General features: G+C 66.5%; 16 protein-coding genes. 9 read left to right on the forward strand and 7 right to left on the reverse strand.

Features of this window, described 5'->3' with window-relative positions; genetic code table 11:
• Nucleotides 1–316: 316 nt before the first annotated feature.
• Together ilvN and B5V46_RS07350 are read right to left on the reverse strand one after the other, a co-directional pair.
• Nucleotides 317–877, reverse strand: coding sequence for an acetolactate synthase small subunit (gene ilvN, locus B5V46_RS07345; RefSeq protein WP_080615995.1), 561 nt, complete (start codon nucleotides 875–877; stop codon nucleotides 317–319).
• 432 nt (nucleotides 878–1,309) lie between these two features.
• Nucleotides 1,310–3,058 carry an acetolactate synthase 3 large subunit gene (locus B5V46_RS07350; protein ID WP_080615996.1) on the reverse strand — a complete coding sequence of 583 codons (1,749 nt, stop codon included), beginning with the start codon at nucleotides 3,056–3,058 and terminating at the stop codon, nucleotides 1,310–1,312.
• Nucleotides 3,059–3,519: 461 nt separating this feature from the next.
• Between B5V46_RS07350 and B5V46_RS07355 the strand changes: the two genes are divergently transcribed.
• From B5V46_RS07355 to B5V46_RS07370, 4 genes are all read left to right on the forward strand, one after another.
• Nucleotides 3,520–4,605, forward strand: coding sequence for a TRAP transporter substrate-binding protein (locus B5V46_RS07355; protein WP_080615997.1), 1,086 nt, complete (start codon nucleotides 3,520–3,522; stop codon nucleotides 4,603–4,605).
• A 246-nt stretch (nucleotides 4,606–4,851) separates the two neighbouring features.
• Nucleotides 4,852–5,934: a TRAP transporter substrate-binding protein gene (locus tag B5V46_RS07360; protein WP_080615998.1), complete on the forward strand. Its 1,083-nt coding sequence runs from the start codon at nucleotides 4,852–4,854 to the stop codon at nucleotides 5,932–5,934.
• Nucleotides 5,935–6,055: 121 nt separating this feature from the next.
• Nucleotides 6,056–6,949, forward strand: a complete 894-nt coding sequence (locus B5V46_RS07365) for a TRAP transporter small permease subunit (RefSeq protein ID WP_080615999.1) — start codon at nucleotides 6,056–6,058, stop codon at nucleotides 6,947–6,949.
• 17 nt (nucleotides 6,950–6,966) lie between these two features.
• Nucleotides 6,967–9,321 carry a TRAP transporter large permease subunit gene (locus B5V46_RS07370; protein WP_080616000.1) on the forward strand — a complete coding sequence of 785 codons (2,355 nt, stop codon included), beginning with the start codon at nucleotides 6,967–6,969 and terminating at the stop codon, nucleotides 9,319–9,321.
• A gap of 116 nt (nucleotides 9,322–9,437) precedes the next feature.
• On the opposite strand, the gene B5V46_RS07375 is transcribed toward B5V46_RS07370, so the two are convergent.
• The 3 genes from B5V46_RS07375 to B5V46_RS07385 form a co-directional block, all read right to left on the reverse strand.
• Nucleotides 9,438–10,274 (reverse strand): arginyltransferase, encoded by an 837-nt coding sequence (locus B5V46_RS07375; protein ID WP_080616001.1) that lies wholly within the window; start codon nucleotides 10,272–10,274, stop codon nucleotides 9,438–9,440.
• Between the two features lie 68 nt (nucleotides 10,275–10,342).
• Nucleotides 10,343–10,813: an RDD family protein gene (locus B5V46_RS07380; RefSeq protein WP_080616002.1), complete on the reverse strand. Its 471-nt coding sequence runs from the start codon at nucleotides 10,811–10,813 to the stop codon at nucleotides 10,343–10,345.
• Nucleotides 10,814–10,893: 80 nt separating this feature from the next.
• Nucleotides 10,894–12,393, reverse strand: coding sequence for a CoA-acylating methylmalonate-semialdehyde dehydrogenase (locus B5V46_RS07385; RefSeq protein WP_080616003.1), 1,500 nt, complete (start codon nucleotides 12,391–12,393; stop codon nucleotides 10,894–10,896).
• A 104-nt stretch (nucleotides 12,394–12,497) separates the two neighbouring features.
• Between B5V46_RS07385 and B5V46_RS07390 the strand changes: the two genes are divergently transcribed.
• The 5 genes from B5V46_RS07390 to B5V46_RS07410 all read left to right on the forward strand — a co-directional run bounded on the left by B5V46_RS07390 (nucleotide 12,498) and on the right by B5V46_RS07410 (nucleotide 15,537).
• Nucleotides 12,498–13,388 carry a LysR family transcriptional regulator gene (locus B5V46_RS07390; RefSeq protein WP_080616004.1) on the forward strand — a complete coding sequence of 297 codons (891 nt, stop codon included), beginning with the start codon at nucleotides 12,498–12,500 and terminating at the stop codon, nucleotides 13,386–13,388.
• A 61-nt stretch (nucleotides 13,389–13,449) separates the two neighbouring features.
• On the forward strand, nucleotides 13,450–13,890 hold the full coding sequence (locus B5V46_RS07395) for a CBS domain-containing protein (RefSeq protein WP_080616005.1): 441 nt from the start codon (nucleotides 13,450–13,452) through the stop codon (nucleotides 13,888–13,890).
• A gap of 100 nt (nucleotides 13,891–13,990) precedes the next feature.
• On the forward strand, nucleotides 13,991–14,482 hold the full coding sequence (gene coaD, locus B5V46_RS07400) for a pantetheine-phosphate adenylyltransferase (protein ID WP_080616006.1): 492 nt from the start codon (nucleotides 13,991–13,993) through the stop codon (nucleotides 14,480–14,482).
• A gap of 169 nt (nucleotides 14,483–14,651) precedes the next feature.
• On the forward strand, nucleotides 14,652–15,146 hold the full coding sequence (locus B5V46_RS07405) for a hypothetical protein (RefSeq protein WP_080616007.1): 495 nt from the start codon (nucleotides 14,652–14,654) through the stop codon (nucleotides 15,144–15,146).
• A complete protein-coding gene (locus B5V46_RS07410; RefSeq protein WP_080616008.1) occupies nucleotides 15,139–15,537 on the forward strand; it encodes a cell division protein ZapA in 399 nt (132 codons plus the stop codon). Before B5V46_RS07405 ends, B5V46_RS07410 begins: the two co-directional genes overlap by 8 nt.
• Nucleotides 15,538–15,612: 75 nt before the next feature.
• Here B5V46_RS07410 and B5V46_RS07415 read toward each other — a convergent pair whose 3' ends face one another.
• Nucleotides 15,613–16,128 carry a hypothetical protein gene (locus B5V46_RS07415; protein ID WP_080616009.1) on the reverse strand — a complete coding sequence of 172 codons (516 nt, stop codon included), beginning with the start codon at nucleotides 16,126–16,128 and terminating at the stop codon, nucleotides 15,613–15,615.
• 10 nt (nucleotides 16,129–16,138) lie between these two features.
• Complete coding sequence (grxD, locus tag B5V46_RS07420) at nucleotides 16,139–16,504, reverse strand: Grx4 family monothiol glutaredoxin (protein WP_080616010.1); 366 nt, start codon at nucleotides 16,502–16,504, stop codon at nucleotides 16,139–16,141.
• Nucleotides 16,505–16,527: the final 23 nt, after the last annotated feature.

The raw sequence follows: 16,527 nt of genomic DNA on the forward strand, positions 1-16,527 counted from the left end.
CAGCCTTGCGCAGCACAAGATCGGCAGAGTGCCGCCGGTTTCCGGGCCGGGCGAAAGCGCCTGTTTGCGGCAGGATAGCCGGTGTTAGCTTCGGAGGGCGACTCGTGTTGCGCATAGCGCGGGTCGTGGCGGGATCCGTCCGGGCATTCCTGGCCGGAAGCCGTCTGAATACCCTCTGCCGGACCATCCCCCGGCGTCGAAGGCCTCCGGCACGAACCCCGCCGGAGGCCTTCTTCGATCTTGCGGCCCCGATCGATCTTGCGGCCCGGGTCGCGTCCCGGCCCTTGCGGGCCGCCTCTGCGAGCGGGATAGGGGCTCAGATGCCGCGGGCCAGGGCCGCGACGCCGGTGCGCGCCATCTCGGTCAGGCCGAGCGGTCGCATCAGCTCGCCGAAGGCGTCGATCTTCTGCGGCGTGCCGGTGATCTCGAAGACGAAGCTCTCGAGCGTCGAATCGACCACGTTGGCGCGGAAGATATCGGCAAGCCGCAGCGCCTCGACCCGCTTCTCGCCGGTGCTGGCGACCTTGAACAGTGCCAGTTCGCGTTCGACCGACGGGCCCTCGACAGTCAGGTCATGGACCTCGTACACCGGGACGATCCGGCCGAGCTGGGCCTTGATCTGCTCGATTACCGCGGGCGTGCCGGTGGTGACGATGGTGATCCGGCTCTTGTGCCCGGCATGGTCGACCTCGGCCACGGTAAGGCTGTCTATATTGTAGCCGCGCCCCGAGAACAGCCCGATGACGCGGGCAAGAACGCCTGCCTCGTTGTCGACGGTCACCGCCAGGGTGTGCCGCTCGCTGACTTCGGCATTGGGGTCGCGCAGGTCATAGGCGGAGTGTTTCGAGGTGCCTTGCTGAATGTTCAGTTGTGCCATGTCCGTACTTCTTGTTCCCAGTTCCGCCTTGCATGTCGTCCGGAGGGCGCCGCGGCCCTCCGGGTCGTTTTCATCCGGGCGCGCGGTTCGCGGTTGACGCCAGGCCCGAAGGCGTCGGCGGCACGACAGATTTCCGCCGGTTCCCGCCGTCCGGCAGCAATGCCTGGACAGGGCCAGTGCCCGCCGTCGCATCCGCCTATCCCCGATCTGCCGGGCAGGGGCGGTTCAGAGCCGCGCCCGGCCCTCCGGATGCTCTGCGTATCCTCGCGGTCCCGGATCCCGCGCAGACGTCCCGCGCCGGCCGGTTGATGCCGGCCGAGCGGCAGATACGCATTGCCGCCGGGGGTGTCGGGGCCGGGCGCCCCCGCGCTTTCCCGCCGACCCCCGGCCGTGAGGGCTGCGAACCGGAATTCCTTCCGCATCATCGCTCCTCTAGACCAGCGCCGCGCCTTCCTTGAAGGCCTCGGCATCGGCGGCCAGCAGCATGTCGTTATGCGCCCGCCCCGAGGGGATCATCGGGAAGCAGTTCTCGTGCTTCTCGACCAGGCAGTCGAAGATCACCGGCCCGTCATAGGCCAGCATCTCGGCGATGGCATCGTCCAGATCGGCCGGGTCCGAACAGCGCAGGCCCTTGGCGCCGAAGGCCTCTGCCAGCTTGACGAAATCGGGCAGGGCCTCGGACCAGCTGTGCGAATAGCGCCCGCCATGCAGCAGCGTCTGCCACTGCCGGACCATGCCCAGCCGCTCGTTGTTGAGGATGAACTGCTTGACCGGCAGGCGGTACTGAATCGCGGTGCCCATCTCCTGCATGTTCATCAGCCAGGACCCTTCGCCCGCGACGTTGACGACCAGCGCATCGGGATGCGCGACCTGCACGCCCACCGAGGCCGGCAGGCCGTAGCCCATGGTTCCGAGCCCGCCCGAGGTCATCCAGTGCTTCGGAGCCTCGAAGCCGAGGAATTGCGCGGCCCACATCTGGTGCTGGCCGACCTCGGTGCAGATGAAGCGGTCCTTGCGGTCCCTGGTCAGCGCCTCGAGCCGTTGCAGCGCATATTGCGGCTTGATGATCTTGTCGGAGTTCTCGTAGCGCAGGCAGTTGACGGCCTTCCATTCGGCGATCTGCTCCCACCAGGGCTTCAGCGCCTCCTTGTTGACCTTGCGCCCGCGCGATTTCCAGATCCTGAGCAGATCCTCCAGCACATGGGCCACGTCGCCGATGATCGGCAGCTCGACATGGATCGTCTTGTTGATCGACGAGGGATCGATGTCGATATGGGCCTTGAGCGAGCCCGGGCTGAAATCGGCCACCCGGCCGGTGATGCGGTCGTCGAAGCGCGCCCCGATGCAGATCATCAGGTCGCAGTCATGCATGGCCAGATTGGCCTCGTAGAGACCGTGCATGCCCAGCATGCCCAGCCACTTGTCGCCCGAGGCCGGATAGGCGCCCAGCCCCATCAGGGTCGAGGTGATCGGAAAGCCCGTGGCTTCGACCAGCTCGCGCAGAAGCTGGGTGGCGGCCTCGCCCGAATTGACGACCCCGCCGCCGGTATAGAAGATCGGCCGCTCGGCGGTCTCCATCGCCTCGACGAGACGGGTGATCGTCTCGCGGTCGCCCTTGACGCGCGGGTGGTAGTGGCCCTGGCCCGCCTTGACCGGGCCGACATAGGTGCCCTCGGCGAACTGGACGTCCTTGGGGATGTCGATCAGCACCGGGCCGGGGCGGCCCGAGGTCGCGACATGAAAGCCCTGATGGATGGTCTGGGCCAGCTGGTCGGGATCCTTCACCAGCCAGTTATGCTTGGTGCAGGGGCGGGTGATGCCGACGGTATCGGCCTCCTGGAAGGCATCGTTGCCAACGAGGAAGGTCGGAACCTGGCCCGACAGCACGACCAGCGGGATCGAGTCCATCAGCGCGTCCGTGATGCCGGTGACGGCATTGGTCGCGCCGGGGCCCGAGGTGACGAGCACGACGCCCGGCTTGCCGGTCGAGCGGGCATAGCCCTCGGCGGCGTGAACCGCGCCCTGTTCGTGGCGCACCAGGATATGCTCGATATCGTTCTGCTGGAACAGCTCGTCATAGATCGGAAGCACGGCCCCGCCAGGATAGCCGAAAATTACATCGACCCCCTGGTCCTTGAGCGCCTGAACCACCATTTTCGCGCCGGTCATGGGCTGTGTCATCTTTTCGTTCTCCGTGCTGTCCGCCTGCTTCCGCGCATAAAAAAGCCCCCGTTGTTGCGGGGGCGCATGGGGATGACCCTGGGTCCGCCGTTACCGGCCCATGCGCCTGTCTTCCGTCACTACGAGTACGAGCATCATTGCCGCGGGGCTCCTTTGGCGTTGCGTGCGCGGGCACATTAGGTGGCTGCCCGGAGGGGGTCAACTGCAAAAAGCGCAAAGAATCCTTCGCGCGGGTCGAAAAAATTTTACGTTTGTTGCGTGTTCCTGCGGGGTTTGCGCATGAGTCTGAAATCGACACTGCGCAGAACGCAATGCGGATATGCGAAAAAAGCAATACGAGGCGGCTGGCCGGGGCCTTCGGCTGCGGCTAGGGTCGCGCGCGTTTTGCCATGCCGCAGGTCCCGGCCGGTCCGAGCGACGGCCGGAGAGGGGCCGCGGTTCAATGAAAGGGACTGCTGACCATGGATCGCCGCTCATTCCTGAAGACCTCCGCCCTTGGCGGATCGGCCGCCGCCGCCAGCGCGACGCTGGCCGCCCCCGCCCTGGCGCAGGGTAAGCGGGTGCTGACCATGGTCACCTCCTGGCCGAACGGCATGGCCGGGGTGCATGACTCCGCGATGTTCTGCAAGAACCGCATCGAGGCGCTGAGCGACGGGCAAATCAAGGTCGAGGTCAAGGCGGCAGGCGAACTGGTCGGTGCCTTCGAGGTGTTCGACGCGGTCAGCTCGGGCCAGGCCGACATGTATCATTCGTCGGACTACTATTTCGTCAACCAGCACCCGGCCTTCGCCTTCTTCTCGACCGTGCCCTTTGGGATGACCGCGCAAGAGCAGATCAACTGGTATTATCACGGCGAGGGCGCGGCCTTCCATGACGAGCTGGGCGAGATCTTCGGCATGAAGATGTTCCTTGTCGGCAATACCGGCGCCCAGTCGGGCGGCTGGTTCCGCAAGGAGATCAACGCGCCCGAGGACTTCCAGGGGCTCAAGTTCCGGATGCCGGGTCTGGGCGGGGTCGCGATGGGCAAGCTCGGCGCCTCGATCCAGAATATTCCCGGCGGCGAGGTCTATCAGGCGCTGTCGACCGGCGCGCTCGACGGCACCGAATGGGTCGGTCCCTGGGCCGATGAGAAGGCGGGCTTCTACGAGATCACCAAGATCTACTACACGGCGGGCTTCCACGAGCCGGGCGCCGGGCTCAGCCTGGCGCTGAACCGCGATCTCTTCGACAGCCTGACGCCGTTCCAGCAGCAGGTCATGGAGACGGCCGCGGCCGAGTGCAACCAGTGGACGCTGTCGATGTTCCTGTCGCAGAACAGTGCGGCGCTGAGCCGGCTGGCCTCGGAAGGCGTGCGCATCATGACCTTCCCCGATCCGGTCTGGGACGCCTTCGGCAAGGCCGCACAGGAGGCCCTGGAAGAAAGCCGCGACGGCGACATCTACGACCGCATGCTGGACAGCTACATGGCCTCGATGCGGACCTCGTCGAGCTGGCTGCAGGCCTCCGAGGGCACCTATCGCGCCCAGCGCGACCGCGTGATCGGCTGAGCCGGGCAAGGCGGCCTCTGGTCCTTCCGGGCCGGAGGTCGCCGAGACGCGGCCGTTTCCGGATGGTTTTCCGCAGGTTGCATGGGGTGGCCGCACAACTTTGGGGCAGATATCGGGCCGCTCGAGCAAGAAAACTTCGCACTCGCCCATACGGCTATTTATCTGACCTGACCCTCCCGCTAGATTGTAAGCGTTTATACGATCCGCCCGTCGAGATGGCGGGCGGGAAACAGGGAGGAGATTTTAATGGACCGCCGTTCCTTTCTTCGCAGCTCTGCGCTGGGCGGGTCGGCCGCGGCAGCGGGCGCGCTCGCGGCTCCGGCCTATGCCCAGGGCAAGCGCACGCTGACGCTGGTCACCACCTGGGGGCGCGGGCTCGCGGGCGTGCATGACGCGGCGCAATATTGCGCCGACCAGATCACCGCCGTCACCGATGGCCAGCTCACCGTCGATCTCAAGGCCGCGGGCGAGCTTGTCGGCGCCTTCGAGGTGTTCGACGCGGTGACCTCGGGCCAGGCCGACATGTATCACGGGGTCGACTATTATTTCGTCGGCCAGCATCCCGGCTATCAGTTCTTCGCCTCGCTGCCCTTCGGCATGACCGCGCAGGAGCTGCACAACTGGTATTACCATTCGGGCGGGCACGAGCTGCATAACGAGCTGGGCCAGATCTTCGGGCTGAAAAGCTTCCTTGCGGGCAATACCGGGCCGCAATCGGGCGGCTGGTTCCGCAAGGAGATCAGGAGCCCCGAGGATTTCAACGGCCTGAAGTTCCGGATGCCGGGGCAGGGCGGCGAGATCCTCGGCAGGCTCGGCGCCTCGGTGCAGAACCTGCCCGGCTCCGAGGTCTATCAGGCGCTGTCCTCCGGCGCGATCGACGGCACCGAATGGATCGGCCCCTGGGCCGACGAGAAGGCCGGTTTCCAGGAGATCACCAAGATCTACTACACCGCCGGCTTCCACGAGCCGGGGCCGGGCCTGTCGCTGGCGATGAATCTCGACGTCTTCGAAAGCCTGACGCCCGCGCAGCAGGCCACGGTCGAGCAGGTCACCGCCTCGGCCAACCAATGGGCGCACGCGCTCTTCATGAAGAACAACGCCTCGGCGCTGCGGCGGCTGCAGGCGGGCGGCGTTCAGGTGCGCGAGTTCAGCGACGATGTGTGGGACGCCTTCGGGGCCGCCGCCCAGGAGGTCTTCGCCCAGTACATGGACGACGATCTCTACAAGAAGATCTATGACAGCTATATCGCCTCGATGCGCGATTCCGCTGCCTGGATCGAGATTTCGGAGGGGGTCTTCACCCGCCAGCGGAACCGCGTTCTGGGCTGAGCCCGCTCGCGTCCCGACCATCTGACGCGCGTGCGCGCGCCCCGGCTCCGGTCACGGGCCGGGGCGTCCACGCTTCACCGATCCCGCCGCGACGGACGGCGGTGCAAAAGGGGAGACCCGGATGCTCGACGGCATTCTGTGGGTCGGCAGGAACCTCCTGCTGGCCTTCTACAATTTCGGTTATGCGCTGTCCCATCCGGGGCTGTGGCTGGACTGGTCCGACAAACAGGCGATCATGCGCTTCGTCTATTACGGCGGTTCGGCCGAGTTCTTCTTCGTGGTCATCGCCGCCTTCCTGGTGCTGACCGGGATCGGGCTCTGGCGGCGGCAGGTGATGTGGGGCGCGGTGCGGCTGCTGGAGGGGATGGCCAACGGGATCGGGCGCACGGTCGCCTGGTTCGGGCTCTTGATGGTGTTGCAGCAGATCATGATCGTGTTCCTGCAGCGGGTCTTCCGGGTCTCGGAAATCAGTGTCGGGCCGTTCGGCTACAGCTTCACCAAGGATCTCTCGTGGTGGTCGGAGGAGTTGAAGCTGTACAACGCCGCCATCGTGGCGCTCTGCGCGACCTATACCTTCGTGCAGTCGGGCCATGTGCGGGTCGATCTGGTCTATTCGGCGGTGGGCTTCCGCGCCAAGCGGGTGATCGACATGCTGGGTGCGCTGTTCTTCATGATGCCGGTCGCGGTGCTGGTCTGGATGTATTCCTGGTTCTTCATGTGGCGGCATCTGATCACGCCCAAGCCCTCGGCCTCGGACACGCTCGAGCGGCTGTTGATGAAGGCGCGCGCGGTGCGCTGGAATGTCGAGACCATCGGCTTCTCGCCCAACGGTTTCAACGGATACTTCCTGTTCAAGGTGCTTCTGGTGGCCTTTACCGGCCTCGTGTTCCTGCAGGCTGTCGCGTTCTTCTACCGATCCTTCCTCGAATGCGTCGAAGGCGAGCAGAGCGCCGGAAAATACCTCGACCGGGACAGCCTCGGCGCCGGCGAAGAAGCCTATGAAGGCACGCATTAAAGGGGCAGGACAGGTATATGCTATTCGGACTTGACGGCGTCGAGATCGGTCTGATCATCGTCATTCTCTGCCTCTTCGGAGGCATTCTCTCGGGTTTTCCGGTGGCTTTCGCCATCGGCGGCGCGGCGGTCATCTCCTTCGGGATCATCGCGGCGCTGGACAATGCGGGTATCCTGGTGGCCCAGGCCATCGATACCGGCAGCGCGGCCTATGGCGCGCTCGTGGCCCGGGGGATCCATCCCGATGCGATCTCGCATTTCCGCTATCCCGAGCTGCCCACCGTCACCACGGCGCTGTTTCCGCAGGGCTGGGAGACGGCGATGGACCGCAATATCAGCTTCATCGTCAACCGGATGAATGAACGGGTCTTTGCCGGGCAGTCGATCGAGACGCTGCTGGCGGTGCTTATGTTCGTGCTGATGGGGATCACGCTGGAACGCTCGAAGATCGCCAATGACCTGTTGACCACAATGGCGCGGGTCTTCGGGCCGATGCCGGGCGGGCTGGCGGTCTCGGTGGTGGTGGTGGGCGCCTTCCTCGCCGCCTCGACGGGCATTGTCGGCGCGACCGTGGTGACGATGGGGCTTTTGTCGCTGCCCACGATGCTGCGCAACAAGTATTCGCCCGAGCTGGCGACGGGGGTCATCGCGGCCAGCGGCACGCTGGGGCAGATCATCCCGCCCTCGATCATCATCGTGCTTCTGGGCACGCTGGCGGGCGACATCTACGCCACCGCGCAGGAGACGCGCGCCCAGCTGGCGGGCTGTCCCGATGCGCTGACCTATCTCGGTCAAGCGGCGGTGGTCTCTGTCGGCACGCTGTTTCAGGCCGCGATCCTGCCGGGGGCGCTCCTGGCGCTGCTCTATGCGGCCTATGCCTTCGGCTATGCGCTGTTGAACCCTTCGAAGGCGCCGCCGGTGATCGAGGCCGGGGCGCGGCGGGCCGGGCGCAAGGGCGCGGCGCTGACCTGGTTTCTGGCAGCGCCGGCCGGGGTGATCGGACTGGCGCTTCTGCTCGCGGTGACGGGGGTCGCAGGTAGCCAGGATGTGGGCGTGTCGCGTTATACCAACACGGCCGAATCCGCGAGCCTCAGGACCAATGTGTCCGGCCAGTGCAAGGCCGCGATGATCGCGCTGCACGGGCAGTCGAAATGGGACAGTGCCGTCGCCCAGCAGAAGGAGATCGCGGCGGCGGGCGGCCAGATCGGAACGCAGGAGCTGAGCGACGATGAGCTGGCCGCGGCGCGTGCCGCCAGGCTCGCCGCGGCGCCGCCGGTCTCGGGGGGCGTCCTTTTGGGCTTCACCCTGCTCGGGCTGGCGCTGGTCACGGCGCGGGGCGTCGTACCCACGGCCCGGCCCGCGCCGCTTCTGATCGGGGGCGCGGGGATCGTGCTGGGCCTGCTGGTCGATGCGCTCTTCATCGGGCCGCTTGCCTCGCCCGGCACGGTGTTGCTGATGCTGGCGCTGCCGGTCGCGCTGACGCTTTACGGCTGTCGCTATGCCGTGGCCTGCCTGTCGCGCTCGGACCTGCTGCGGGTGGTCTTCCCGCCGCTGGTGCTGATCGTCGCGGTGCTGGGCTCGATCCTGGGCGGCATCACCAACCCGACGCCTGCCGCGGCGCTGGGCGCGGGCGGCGCGCTGATGCTGGCCGCCTATCGCAAGCTGCAGGAAGAGCACCGGACCGGCAAGCTGATCCTCTGGGCCGCCTATGCCATCGTCATCATGCTTCTGGCCGGCACCAATTTCGATCTGAGGCTGGGCCGCGAGAGCGTGCCGCTCGAGGACTGGATCGCGTTCTTCGTGGCGCAGGGCACCTATCATTTCGCGATGTTCGGCATCCTTTACGCCTGCTGGGTGCTGCTGCGCTCGGGCGTGCTGGGGCCGGTGGTGCGCGAGACGGCCAAGGTCACCTCGATGGTCTTCACCATCCTGATCGGCTCTCAGCTTCTGAACCTCGTGGTGATCTCCTTCGGGGGCGAGCATTACATCCAGCAGTTCCTGCGCAGCTTCGACAACGAGCTGACCGTCTTCCTGCTGGTGATGCTGGTGCTGTTCATCCTGGGCTTCGTGCTGGATTTCCTCGAGATCATCTACATCGTGATCCCGATCGTCGGGCCGGTGATCTATGGCGGCACCTTCGATCCGAAATGGGTGACGATCATGATCGCGGTGAACCTGCAGACCTCGTTCCTGACGCCGCCCTTTGGCTTTGCGCTGTTCTATCTGCGCGGCGTCGCGCCGAAGGAGGTCACGACCTGGCATATCTATCGCGGCGTCGCGCCCTTCGTGGTGATCCAGGTGATCGGGCTGGCGCTGTTGTGGTTCATGCCCGGGATCGTGACGATCGTGCCGAACCTGCTGCCGAACGGCTGATCGCGCCCCTTGGGCGATGGCCCGGGGCCGATCCGGAGAAAAGCCCGCGTCGATGATGGCGCGGGCTTGCTCTTTCCTGTCGCAGGGATGCAGGCGGCCCCGCTCCGGCTGGGGGCTCAGTCGCGGCGAGACCGGCTGTCGGGAAGCTGGATCCGGGCGACCTGTTCGGCAATCGGCGCGACCGAGAGCGGATGGGTTTCGCCGTCATGCGCGGCGGGCGAGCCGATATCCTGCCAGCGGTCGTTCTTGTAGATCTCGAGCGCGGAGAAGTTGGATTTGTAGCCCATCTTCGGGCTGCCCGGCACCCAGTAGCCGAGATAGACGTAAGGCAGACCGGCCTCGCGCGCGATCTCGATATGATCGAGGATCACATGGGTGCCGACCGACCGATTGGTGCGCTCGGGCTCGTAGAAGGAATAGACCATCGACAGCCCGTCATCGAGGAGATCGGTCAGGCAGACTGCGGCCAGCGGCCGGTGCCGTCCGCCATCGGCAGGCTTGGCCGTATATTCGACCACCCGCGACCGCACCGGGGTTTCCTCGATCATGGCCGCGAATTCGAAGATGTCCATGTCGGCCATGCCGCCATCGGCGTGGCGGCTGTCGAGATAGCGGCGAAACAGCGTGTATTGCTCTTCGGTGGCCCAGGGCGAACTGGCCTGCCGCCTGAGATCGGAATTGCGGTTCTGCGCCTTGCGCTGGCTGCGGGTCGGCTGGAAATCGGCGACCCGGATCCGGGCCGAGAGGCAGGCGGTGCATTCGGCGCAGGCGGGACGGTACAGTACGTTCTGCGACCGCCGGAAGCCCTGCTTGGACAGGGAATCGTTCAGCGTCTCGGCGGTGTCGCCTTGCAGCGCAGTGAACAGCTTCCGCTCCATCCGCCGGGGCAGATAGGGGCATGGCTGTGGGGCCGTCACATAGAATTGTGGCGCAAGCGGTAGGGTGTGGCGCATATCGGGGCTGTCGTATCTTGGTTACAGATACGCTAACACTCGTCCCGCGAGGCGCCAAGGGATTGTTGTCACGGATTGGCAGGTCGGTTAATGGCGGCGGTTCCAAGGAGGAAATCAGGCAATCCCTGGGCACGTGCGCCGGTCAGCATCAGGATCACCGAGGCCACCTGCGGCAAGACAAAGGTGATGCAGGCCGAATAGGCCAGGGTATGCAGCGCCGCCGTGGTCAGGTCGAGTTTCTCGCCCCGCGCGCTGCGGATCTCTATCGCCATGATCCGCATGCCCCATGTGGCCGAGCCGCGGGCCAGCGTTACGGTGCGGTAGGCAAAGCCGATGATGGTGAAGAAGAGCGGCAGGACGAACAGCGCGGTGAAGGCGGTGAAGGGCAGCGCCAACAGCGTGATCAGCAGGATCAGCCCGACATCGATGACCCAGGCGGCCAGGCGCTTGGATGGCACGCCGGCATAGAAATCTGGCTGGAGCACCGGGTCGGGCAAGCCCCAGAGGCGATCGGCGGAAGGTTCGGTCTGCTCTGTCATGGCTGACATGTAGGCGGCCGGAGGGCTGTGGGGAAGAGGCGGCGCGGTGGCCGCCTCTCCGGGGGCGCGAGGCGCGCGGATCAGTCCATCTGCTTGAAGTGGAACTCGCCGCCTTCCTTCAGGCCCGAGGGCCAGCGCGAGGTCACGGTCTTGGTGCGGGTGTAGAAGCGGAAGGCATCGGGGCCGTGCTGGTTCAGATCGCCGAAGCCCGATTTCTTCCAGCCGCCGAAGGTGTGATAGGCCAGCGGCACCGGGATCGGAACGTTGATGCCGACCATGCCGATATTGATCCGGCTGGCAAAGTCGCGCGCGGTGTCGCCGTCGCGGGTGAAGATCGCGGTGCCATTGCCATATTCGTGGTCCATGGCATAGCCCAGAGCCTCTTCATAGGTCTGCGCCCGGACCGTCGAGAGCACGGGGCCGAAGATCTCGGTCCGGTAGATCTCCATATCGGTGGTGACCCGGTCGAACAGCGTCGGCCCGACGAAAAAGCCTTTCTCGTAGCCCTGCAGCGCGAAGTTCCGGCCGTCGAGCACAAGCTCGGCGCCCTCGGCCACACCCTTGTCGATCAGCCCCAGCACCCGGGCCTTGGCCTCGGCGGTGACGAGCGGGCCGTAATCGACATCGGCCCCGGCGGTATAGGGACCGACCTTCAGCTTCTCGATCCGCGGCAGCAGCTTCTCGATCAGACGGTCGGCGGTCTCCTCGCCCACCGGCACCGCGACCGAGATCGCCATGCAGCGTTCGCCCGCCGCGCCGTAGCCCGCGCCCACCAGCGCATCGGCCGCCTGATCCATGTCGGCATCGGGCATCACGATCATGTGGTTCTTGGCGCCGCCGAAGCACTGCACCCGCTTGCCGTTCGAACAGCCGCGCCCGTAGATATACTGGGCGATCGGGGTCGAGCCGACGAAGCCGATGGCCTGGATCTCGGGATTGTCGAGGATCGCGTCGACCGCCTCCTTGTCGCCATTGACGACCTGCAGCACGCCGTCGGGCAGGCCTGCCTCCTGCAGCAGCGCGGCCAGCATCAGCGGCACGCTCGGCGCGCGTTCCGAGGGCTTGAGGATGAAGGCATTGCCGCAGGCCAGCGCCGGGCCCAGCTTCCACATCGGGATCATGGCGGGGAAGTTGAAGGGCGTGATGCCCGCGACCACGCCGAGCGGCTGGCGCATCGAATACATGTCGATGCCGGGGCCCGCGCTGTCGCTGAACTCGCCTTTCAGAAGATGCGGCGCGCCGATGCAGAACTCGATCACCTCGAGACCGCGCTGCACGTCGCCCTTGGCATCGGGAACGGTCTTGCCATGTTCGGCCGACAGCGCCTCGGCCAGCTTGTCCATGTCGCGGTTCAGGAGCCGCACGAATTCCATCAGCACCCGGGCCCGGCGCTGCGGGTTGGTGGCGGCCCATTTCGGCTGGGCCTCGGCGGCCGCGGCGATGGCGGCATCGACCTCGTCCTTCGAGGCCAGCGGCACCCGCGACTGCACTTCGCCGAGCGCGGGGTTGAAGACATCGGCGAACCGGCCCGAGCCGCCCGCAACCTGCTGGCCGTTCACGAAATGAGTGAGATCTTTCATGTCCATCTCCCTGAATGCTTCTCGAGGCGAGCTTAGTCTTGCAAAATTGTGGCGAAAAGCCTCAGAACTCCAAAAGCGTTTTGCGAAAATGCAGGTATGGGCAAATGAACTGGGATGACATGCGGCTGTTTCTGGCCGTGGCGCGGGCCGAAAGCCTGACCGGGGCGGGCAAGGTCCTGCGGCTTGACCCGGCGACGCTGGGGCGCCGGATCGCGCGGCTGGAAGAGGGGCTCGGGGCGGCGCTGTTCGCGCGCTCGCCCCGGGGCTACGGGCTGACCGAGGCGGGCGAGCGGCTGATGACCCGCGCGGCCGAGGCCGAACAGGCGCTGACCGAGGGCATCGAGGAGCTGCGCGGGCAGGAGGGGCAACTGACCGGGGCGATCAGGATCGGCGCGCCGGACGGGGTTGCCAACTATCTGCTGCCGCAGGTGGCGGCTGCGATCTGCGACCGCCATCCGGGGCTCGAGGTGCAGATCGTGGCGCTGGCGCGGGTGTTCAACCTAAGCCGCCGCGAGGCCGACATGGCGATCGCGGTCAGCCCGCCCAAGACCGGCCGGCTGACGGTGCAGCGGATCGCCGACTACCAGCTGCACCTTGCCGCCCATCGCGACTATCTGGCAGCGCATCCGCCGATCCGCGATCTGGACGATCTCGCCGGGCACCGGATCGTCGGCTACATCCCCGACATGATCTTCGACAGCGAGCTCGACTATCTGGCGACAACCGGGGTCGAGCGGGTGGCGCTGGGCTCGAATTCGGTCTCGGTGCAGCTCAACTGGCTGCGATCCGGGGCGGGGCTGGGGATCGTCCATGACTTTGCGCTCCCGGCCGCGCCGGGGCTGGTCCGGGTGCTGCCGGGCGCATTGGCGCTCCGGCGCAGCTTCTACCTGATCCGCCATGGCGACGACCGCAAGCAGGCGCGGCTGACGCGGTTCGCCGGGCTGCTGCTCGACGGTCTGCGCGAAGAATTGCAGCGCCTCGAAGGCTTGGCTTGACAGGATGTCGCAGCTCGGGTGACGCTGGGTCAGGCAAAGCCGCCATCCTGGGGAGGAGAGCATGCAAGTTCATCAGATCCTGCGCGAGAAGCTGGTGCCGGGGGTAGCGACGATCCCGCCCGAGACCTCGGTGGCCGATGCCGCAGCCGAGCTGTCGGCCCGCCGTATCGGATCGCTTGTGGTCAGTGGCAGCGACAGCGGTGAGCGGATAGAGGGGATCGTGTCGGAACGCGACATCGTGCGCGAGCTGGGGCGCTGCGGGCCGAAATGCCTGACAGAGCCGGTGACGACGATCATGACCCGCCGCATCCAGTTCTGCGCGCTCGAGGACGGGGCCGATGTGGTGCTGGCGCGCATGACCGAAGGCCGGTTCCGGCACATGCCGGTCCTCGAGGATGGGCGGATGGTGGCGATCATCTCGATCGGCGACGTGGTCAAGGCGAGGCTCTCGGAACTGTCGATGGAAAAGGAAGCGCTCGAAGGCATGATCAAGGGCTACTAGGCCCGCGACGCGCCGAAAAACGTCGGCCAAGCCCATGCTGCGCTTGCAAAATGAGCGATAATAATGTTGCGTGCGCCGGGAATGTGGAGGAGGTTTCCCGATGCGCATCGGTCTCTATCCCGGGACGTTCGACCCGGTGACGCTTGGCCATATCGACATCATCACCCGGGCCTGTGCGCTGGTCGACCGGCTTGTGATCGGCGTCGCCATCAACCGCGACAAGGGACCGTTGTTCTCGCTGGAAGAGCGGGTCGAGATGATCGAGAGCGAATGCGCGGCGCTGGGCGAGCGGTCGGGGACCGAGATCGTGGTTCATCCTTTCGAGAACCTGCTGATCGACTGTGCCCGGGATGTCGGTGCCACGATGATCCTGCGCGGGCTGCGGGCGGTCGCCGATTTCGAATATGAATTCCAGATGGTGGGCATGAACCGGGCGCTCGATGCCAGTGTCGAGACGGTGTTCCTGATGGCCGACGCCAGGCGTCAGGCGATTGCCTCGAAGCTCGTGAAGGAAATCGCCCGGCTGGGCGGCGATGTGTCGAGCTTCGTGACCCCGGGGGTGCGGGACCGGCTGGTCGCAAAGTTCGGCTGAACGTCCGGTCGCGCCGACAGGCGCGGGCCGGATCCGGGGCCCCGGCGGTCGTCTCGGGGGGGCGCATTCCGCCGCGCCTTGCGATACACTTCCGGCAATGGCCCGCCACCGCGATTCGGAATGCGGCTGCGACAGGGCCCGGACAAGACAGGCCGGAGAGCAGGCGGAGATGAGCGATATCGTGGAACTGGAGCGCCGGATCGTCGCGGCGCTTGACCGCATCGGGCAGGGGCTCGATGCGCTTGGTTCGGGCGGCGATGCCGAGGAGAGTGCGGATGCCGCGGAACTCGACAAGCTGCGCGAGGCGCTCGAGACCGAGCGCGGTGTCAATGCGCAGCTGAACGAGCGGGTCAAGGCGATCCAGGAACGCCAGGAAACCCAGGTGGCGCGGCTTGAACAGCGGGCGGCCGATCTGACCGCGCGGGCCGAGGCGGCCGAGGCCGATGTCGACCGGCTGAGGGCGGTGAATGCCAAGCTGCGCGAGACCAGCGTGGCGCTGCGCGAGGCCAATGCCCAGGGGCTGGGCGATCCGGCCGCGATCGACGCCGCGCTGCTTGCGGAGCTCGAGGCGCTGACCGCGCTGCGCGCCAGCGACAGGGCCGAGATCGACGCGATCCTCGCCGAACTGATGCCCGTCGCCGAGGAAGGGGTCGCGCATGCCTAATATCGAGATCATCATCGGCGGGCGCAGCTTCGAGGTGGCCTGCCAGCCCGGCGAAGAGCCCTATCTGGCGGCTGCGGCCCGGACGCTCGATGCCGAGGCCTCGATGCTGTCCGAACAGAATGGCCGTTTGCCCGAGGCGCGGCTTTTGCTGATGTCGGGGCTGATGCTGGCCGACAAGACGGTCGGGCTCGAGGAACGCCTGAAGGGGCTCGAGGCGAAGCTTGCCGAGGCCTCCGCCCGGATCGAGGCGATGGAGACCGCGCCGCGCCCGGAGCCCGAGCGGATCGAGGTGCCGGTCATTCCGCCCTCTGTCGGCGAGAGCCTCGCCGATCTCGCGGCGCGGGCCGAGGCCCTGGCGGCGCAGGTCGAGGACAAGCTGGCGGGGGCGTGATCGCGCCCCGGCAGGCAAGGCGGCTTCAAGGAAACGCCCGGCCCCTGGCAGGCCGGGCGTTTTTCATTCGGCCGGTCAGGACGGGTGTCGGCGCGGGCGCATGAGCTCGGAGAGCTCCGACAGCAGACGTCCGATCCGCGCGGTCAGCGGCACCCGCGGCGCGGCAGGCGGCGCGAAGAATGACAGCCGTCCGGCCTCGGTATCCTCGACGATGGCGTCGATCGCGAAGGCAAGCGGCAGCAGCACGCTGCGCGACAGCGGCGCGGCGGGCGCGAAGGGCGTGTCCGGTGCGGGGTCGGACACGACGAGCCTCGCGGTACAGCGGGCGAGCCGCCGCGCCAGCGCGGGCGGCGCGCTGGCCGGAAGCCGGCTGACCAGATCGCCGGCCTCTCCCGAGACCTCGGGGCCGCGTTCGAGATAAAGCCGCGCCGGGACCGGCGCGGTCAGCTGGATCTCCGAATGCCAGGCCCCGTCGAGATTGCATTCGCGCAGGCCGAGCGTACAGGCCAGCGGCCCGCGCAGATATTGCGCCATACGCTCGGGCGGCAGCCGGTCCCCGGCCGGACCGTACCACAGGCGCGCCCTGATCATGGCAGCGGCCTCAGGCGTTCGCTGCGCGGATCTTGTCGGCGGCGTCCTTGGAATAGGTGACCCCCTTGTCGTCGAAGAGCTTGTCGAGCTCGCCCGAGAGGGTCATTTCGGTGACGATATCGCAGCCGCCGACGAATTCGCCCTTGACGTAAAGCTGCGGGATCGTCGGCCAGTCCGAGAAATCCTTGATGCCCTGGCGGATTTCCTCGTCGGCCAGCACGTTCACATCGGCATAGTCGACGCCCATGAAGTTCAGAACGCCCGCGACCCGGCTGGAAAAGCCGCATTGCGGCGCGGCCTTGGTGCCTTTCATGTAAAGCACCACGTCATTTTCGGAAATCGTTTTCTGAATGCGGTCCTTGGCGGCGTCGGTCATGATCTGCTGTCCTGTGTGCTTGG

It is taken from the genome of Rhodovulum sp. MB263, from assembly GCF_002073975.1.
Taxonomy (GTDB): domain Bacteria; phylum Pseudomonadota; class Alphaproteobacteria; order Rhodobacterales; family Rhodobacteraceae; genus Rhodovulum.

What these genes read in the sequence shown, in the direction of transcription:
- ilvN (WP_080615995.1), bottom strand. Translation starts at nt 877, where the DNA reads ATGGCACAACTGAACATTCAGCAAGGCACCTCGAAACACTCCGCCTAT.
- B5V46_RS07350 (WP_080615996.1), bottom strand. Translation starts at nt 3,058, where the DNA reads ATGACACAGCCCATGACCGGCGCGAAAATGGTGGTTCAGGCGCTCAAG.
- B5V46_RS07355 (WP_080615997.1), top strand. Translation starts at nt 3,520, where the DNA reads ATGGATCGCCGCTCATTCCTGAAGACCTCCGCCCTTGGCGGATCGGCC.
- B5V46_RS07360 (WP_080615998.1), top strand. Translation starts at nt 4,852, where the DNA reads ATGGACCGCCGTTCCTTTCTTCGCAGCTCTGCGCTGGGCGGGTCGGCC.
- B5V46_RS07365 (WP_080615999.1), top strand. Translation starts at nt 6,056, where the DNA reads ATGCTCGACGGCATTCTGTGGGTCGGCAGGAACCTCCTGCTGGCCTTC.
- B5V46_RS07370 (WP_080616000.1), top strand. Translation starts at nt 6,967, where the DNA reads ATGCTATTCGGACTTGACGGCGTCGAGATCGGTCTGATCATCGTCATT.
- B5V46_RS07375 (WP_080616001.1), bottom strand. Translation starts at nt 10,274, where the DNA reads ATGCGCCACACCCTACCGCTTGCGCCACAATTCTATGTGACGGCCCCA.
- B5V46_RS07380 (WP_080616002.1), bottom strand. Translation starts at nt 10,813, where the DNA reads ATGACAGAGCAGACCGAACCTTCCGCCGATCGCCTCTGGGGCTTGCCC.
- B5V46_RS07385 (WP_080616003.1), bottom strand. Translation starts at nt 12,393, where the DNA reads ATGAAAGATCTCACTCATTTCGTGAACGGCCAGCAGGTTGCGGGCGGC.
- B5V46_RS07390 (WP_080616004.1), top strand. Translation starts at nt 12,498, where the DNA reads ATGAACTGGGATGACATGCGGCTGTTTCTGGCCGTGGCGCGGGCCGAA.
- B5V46_RS07395 (WP_080616005.1), top strand. Translation starts at nt 13,450, where the DNA reads ATGCAAGTTCATCAGATCCTGCGCGAGAAGCTGGTGCCGGGGGTAGCG.
- coaD (WP_080616006.1), top strand. Translation starts at nt 13,991, where the DNA reads ATGCGCATCGGTCTCTATCCCGGGACGTTCGACCCGGTGACGCTTGGC.
- B5V46_RS07405 (WP_080616007.1), top strand. Translation starts at nt 14,652, where the DNA reads ATGAGCGATATCGTGGAACTGGAGCGCCGGATCGTCGCGGCGCTTGAC.
- B5V46_RS07410 (WP_080616008.1), top strand. Translation starts at nt 15,139, where the DNA reads ATGCCTAATATCGAGATCATCATCGGCGGGCGCAGCTTCGAGGTGGCC.
- B5V46_RS07415 (WP_080616009.1), bottom strand. Translation starts at nt 16,128, where the DNA reads ATGATCAGGGCGCGCCTGTGGTACGGTCCGGCCGGGGACCGGCTGCCG.
- grxD (WP_080616010.1), bottom strand. Translation starts at nt 16,504, where the DNA reads ATGACCGACGCCGCCAAGGACCGCATTCAGAAAACGATTTCCGAAAAT.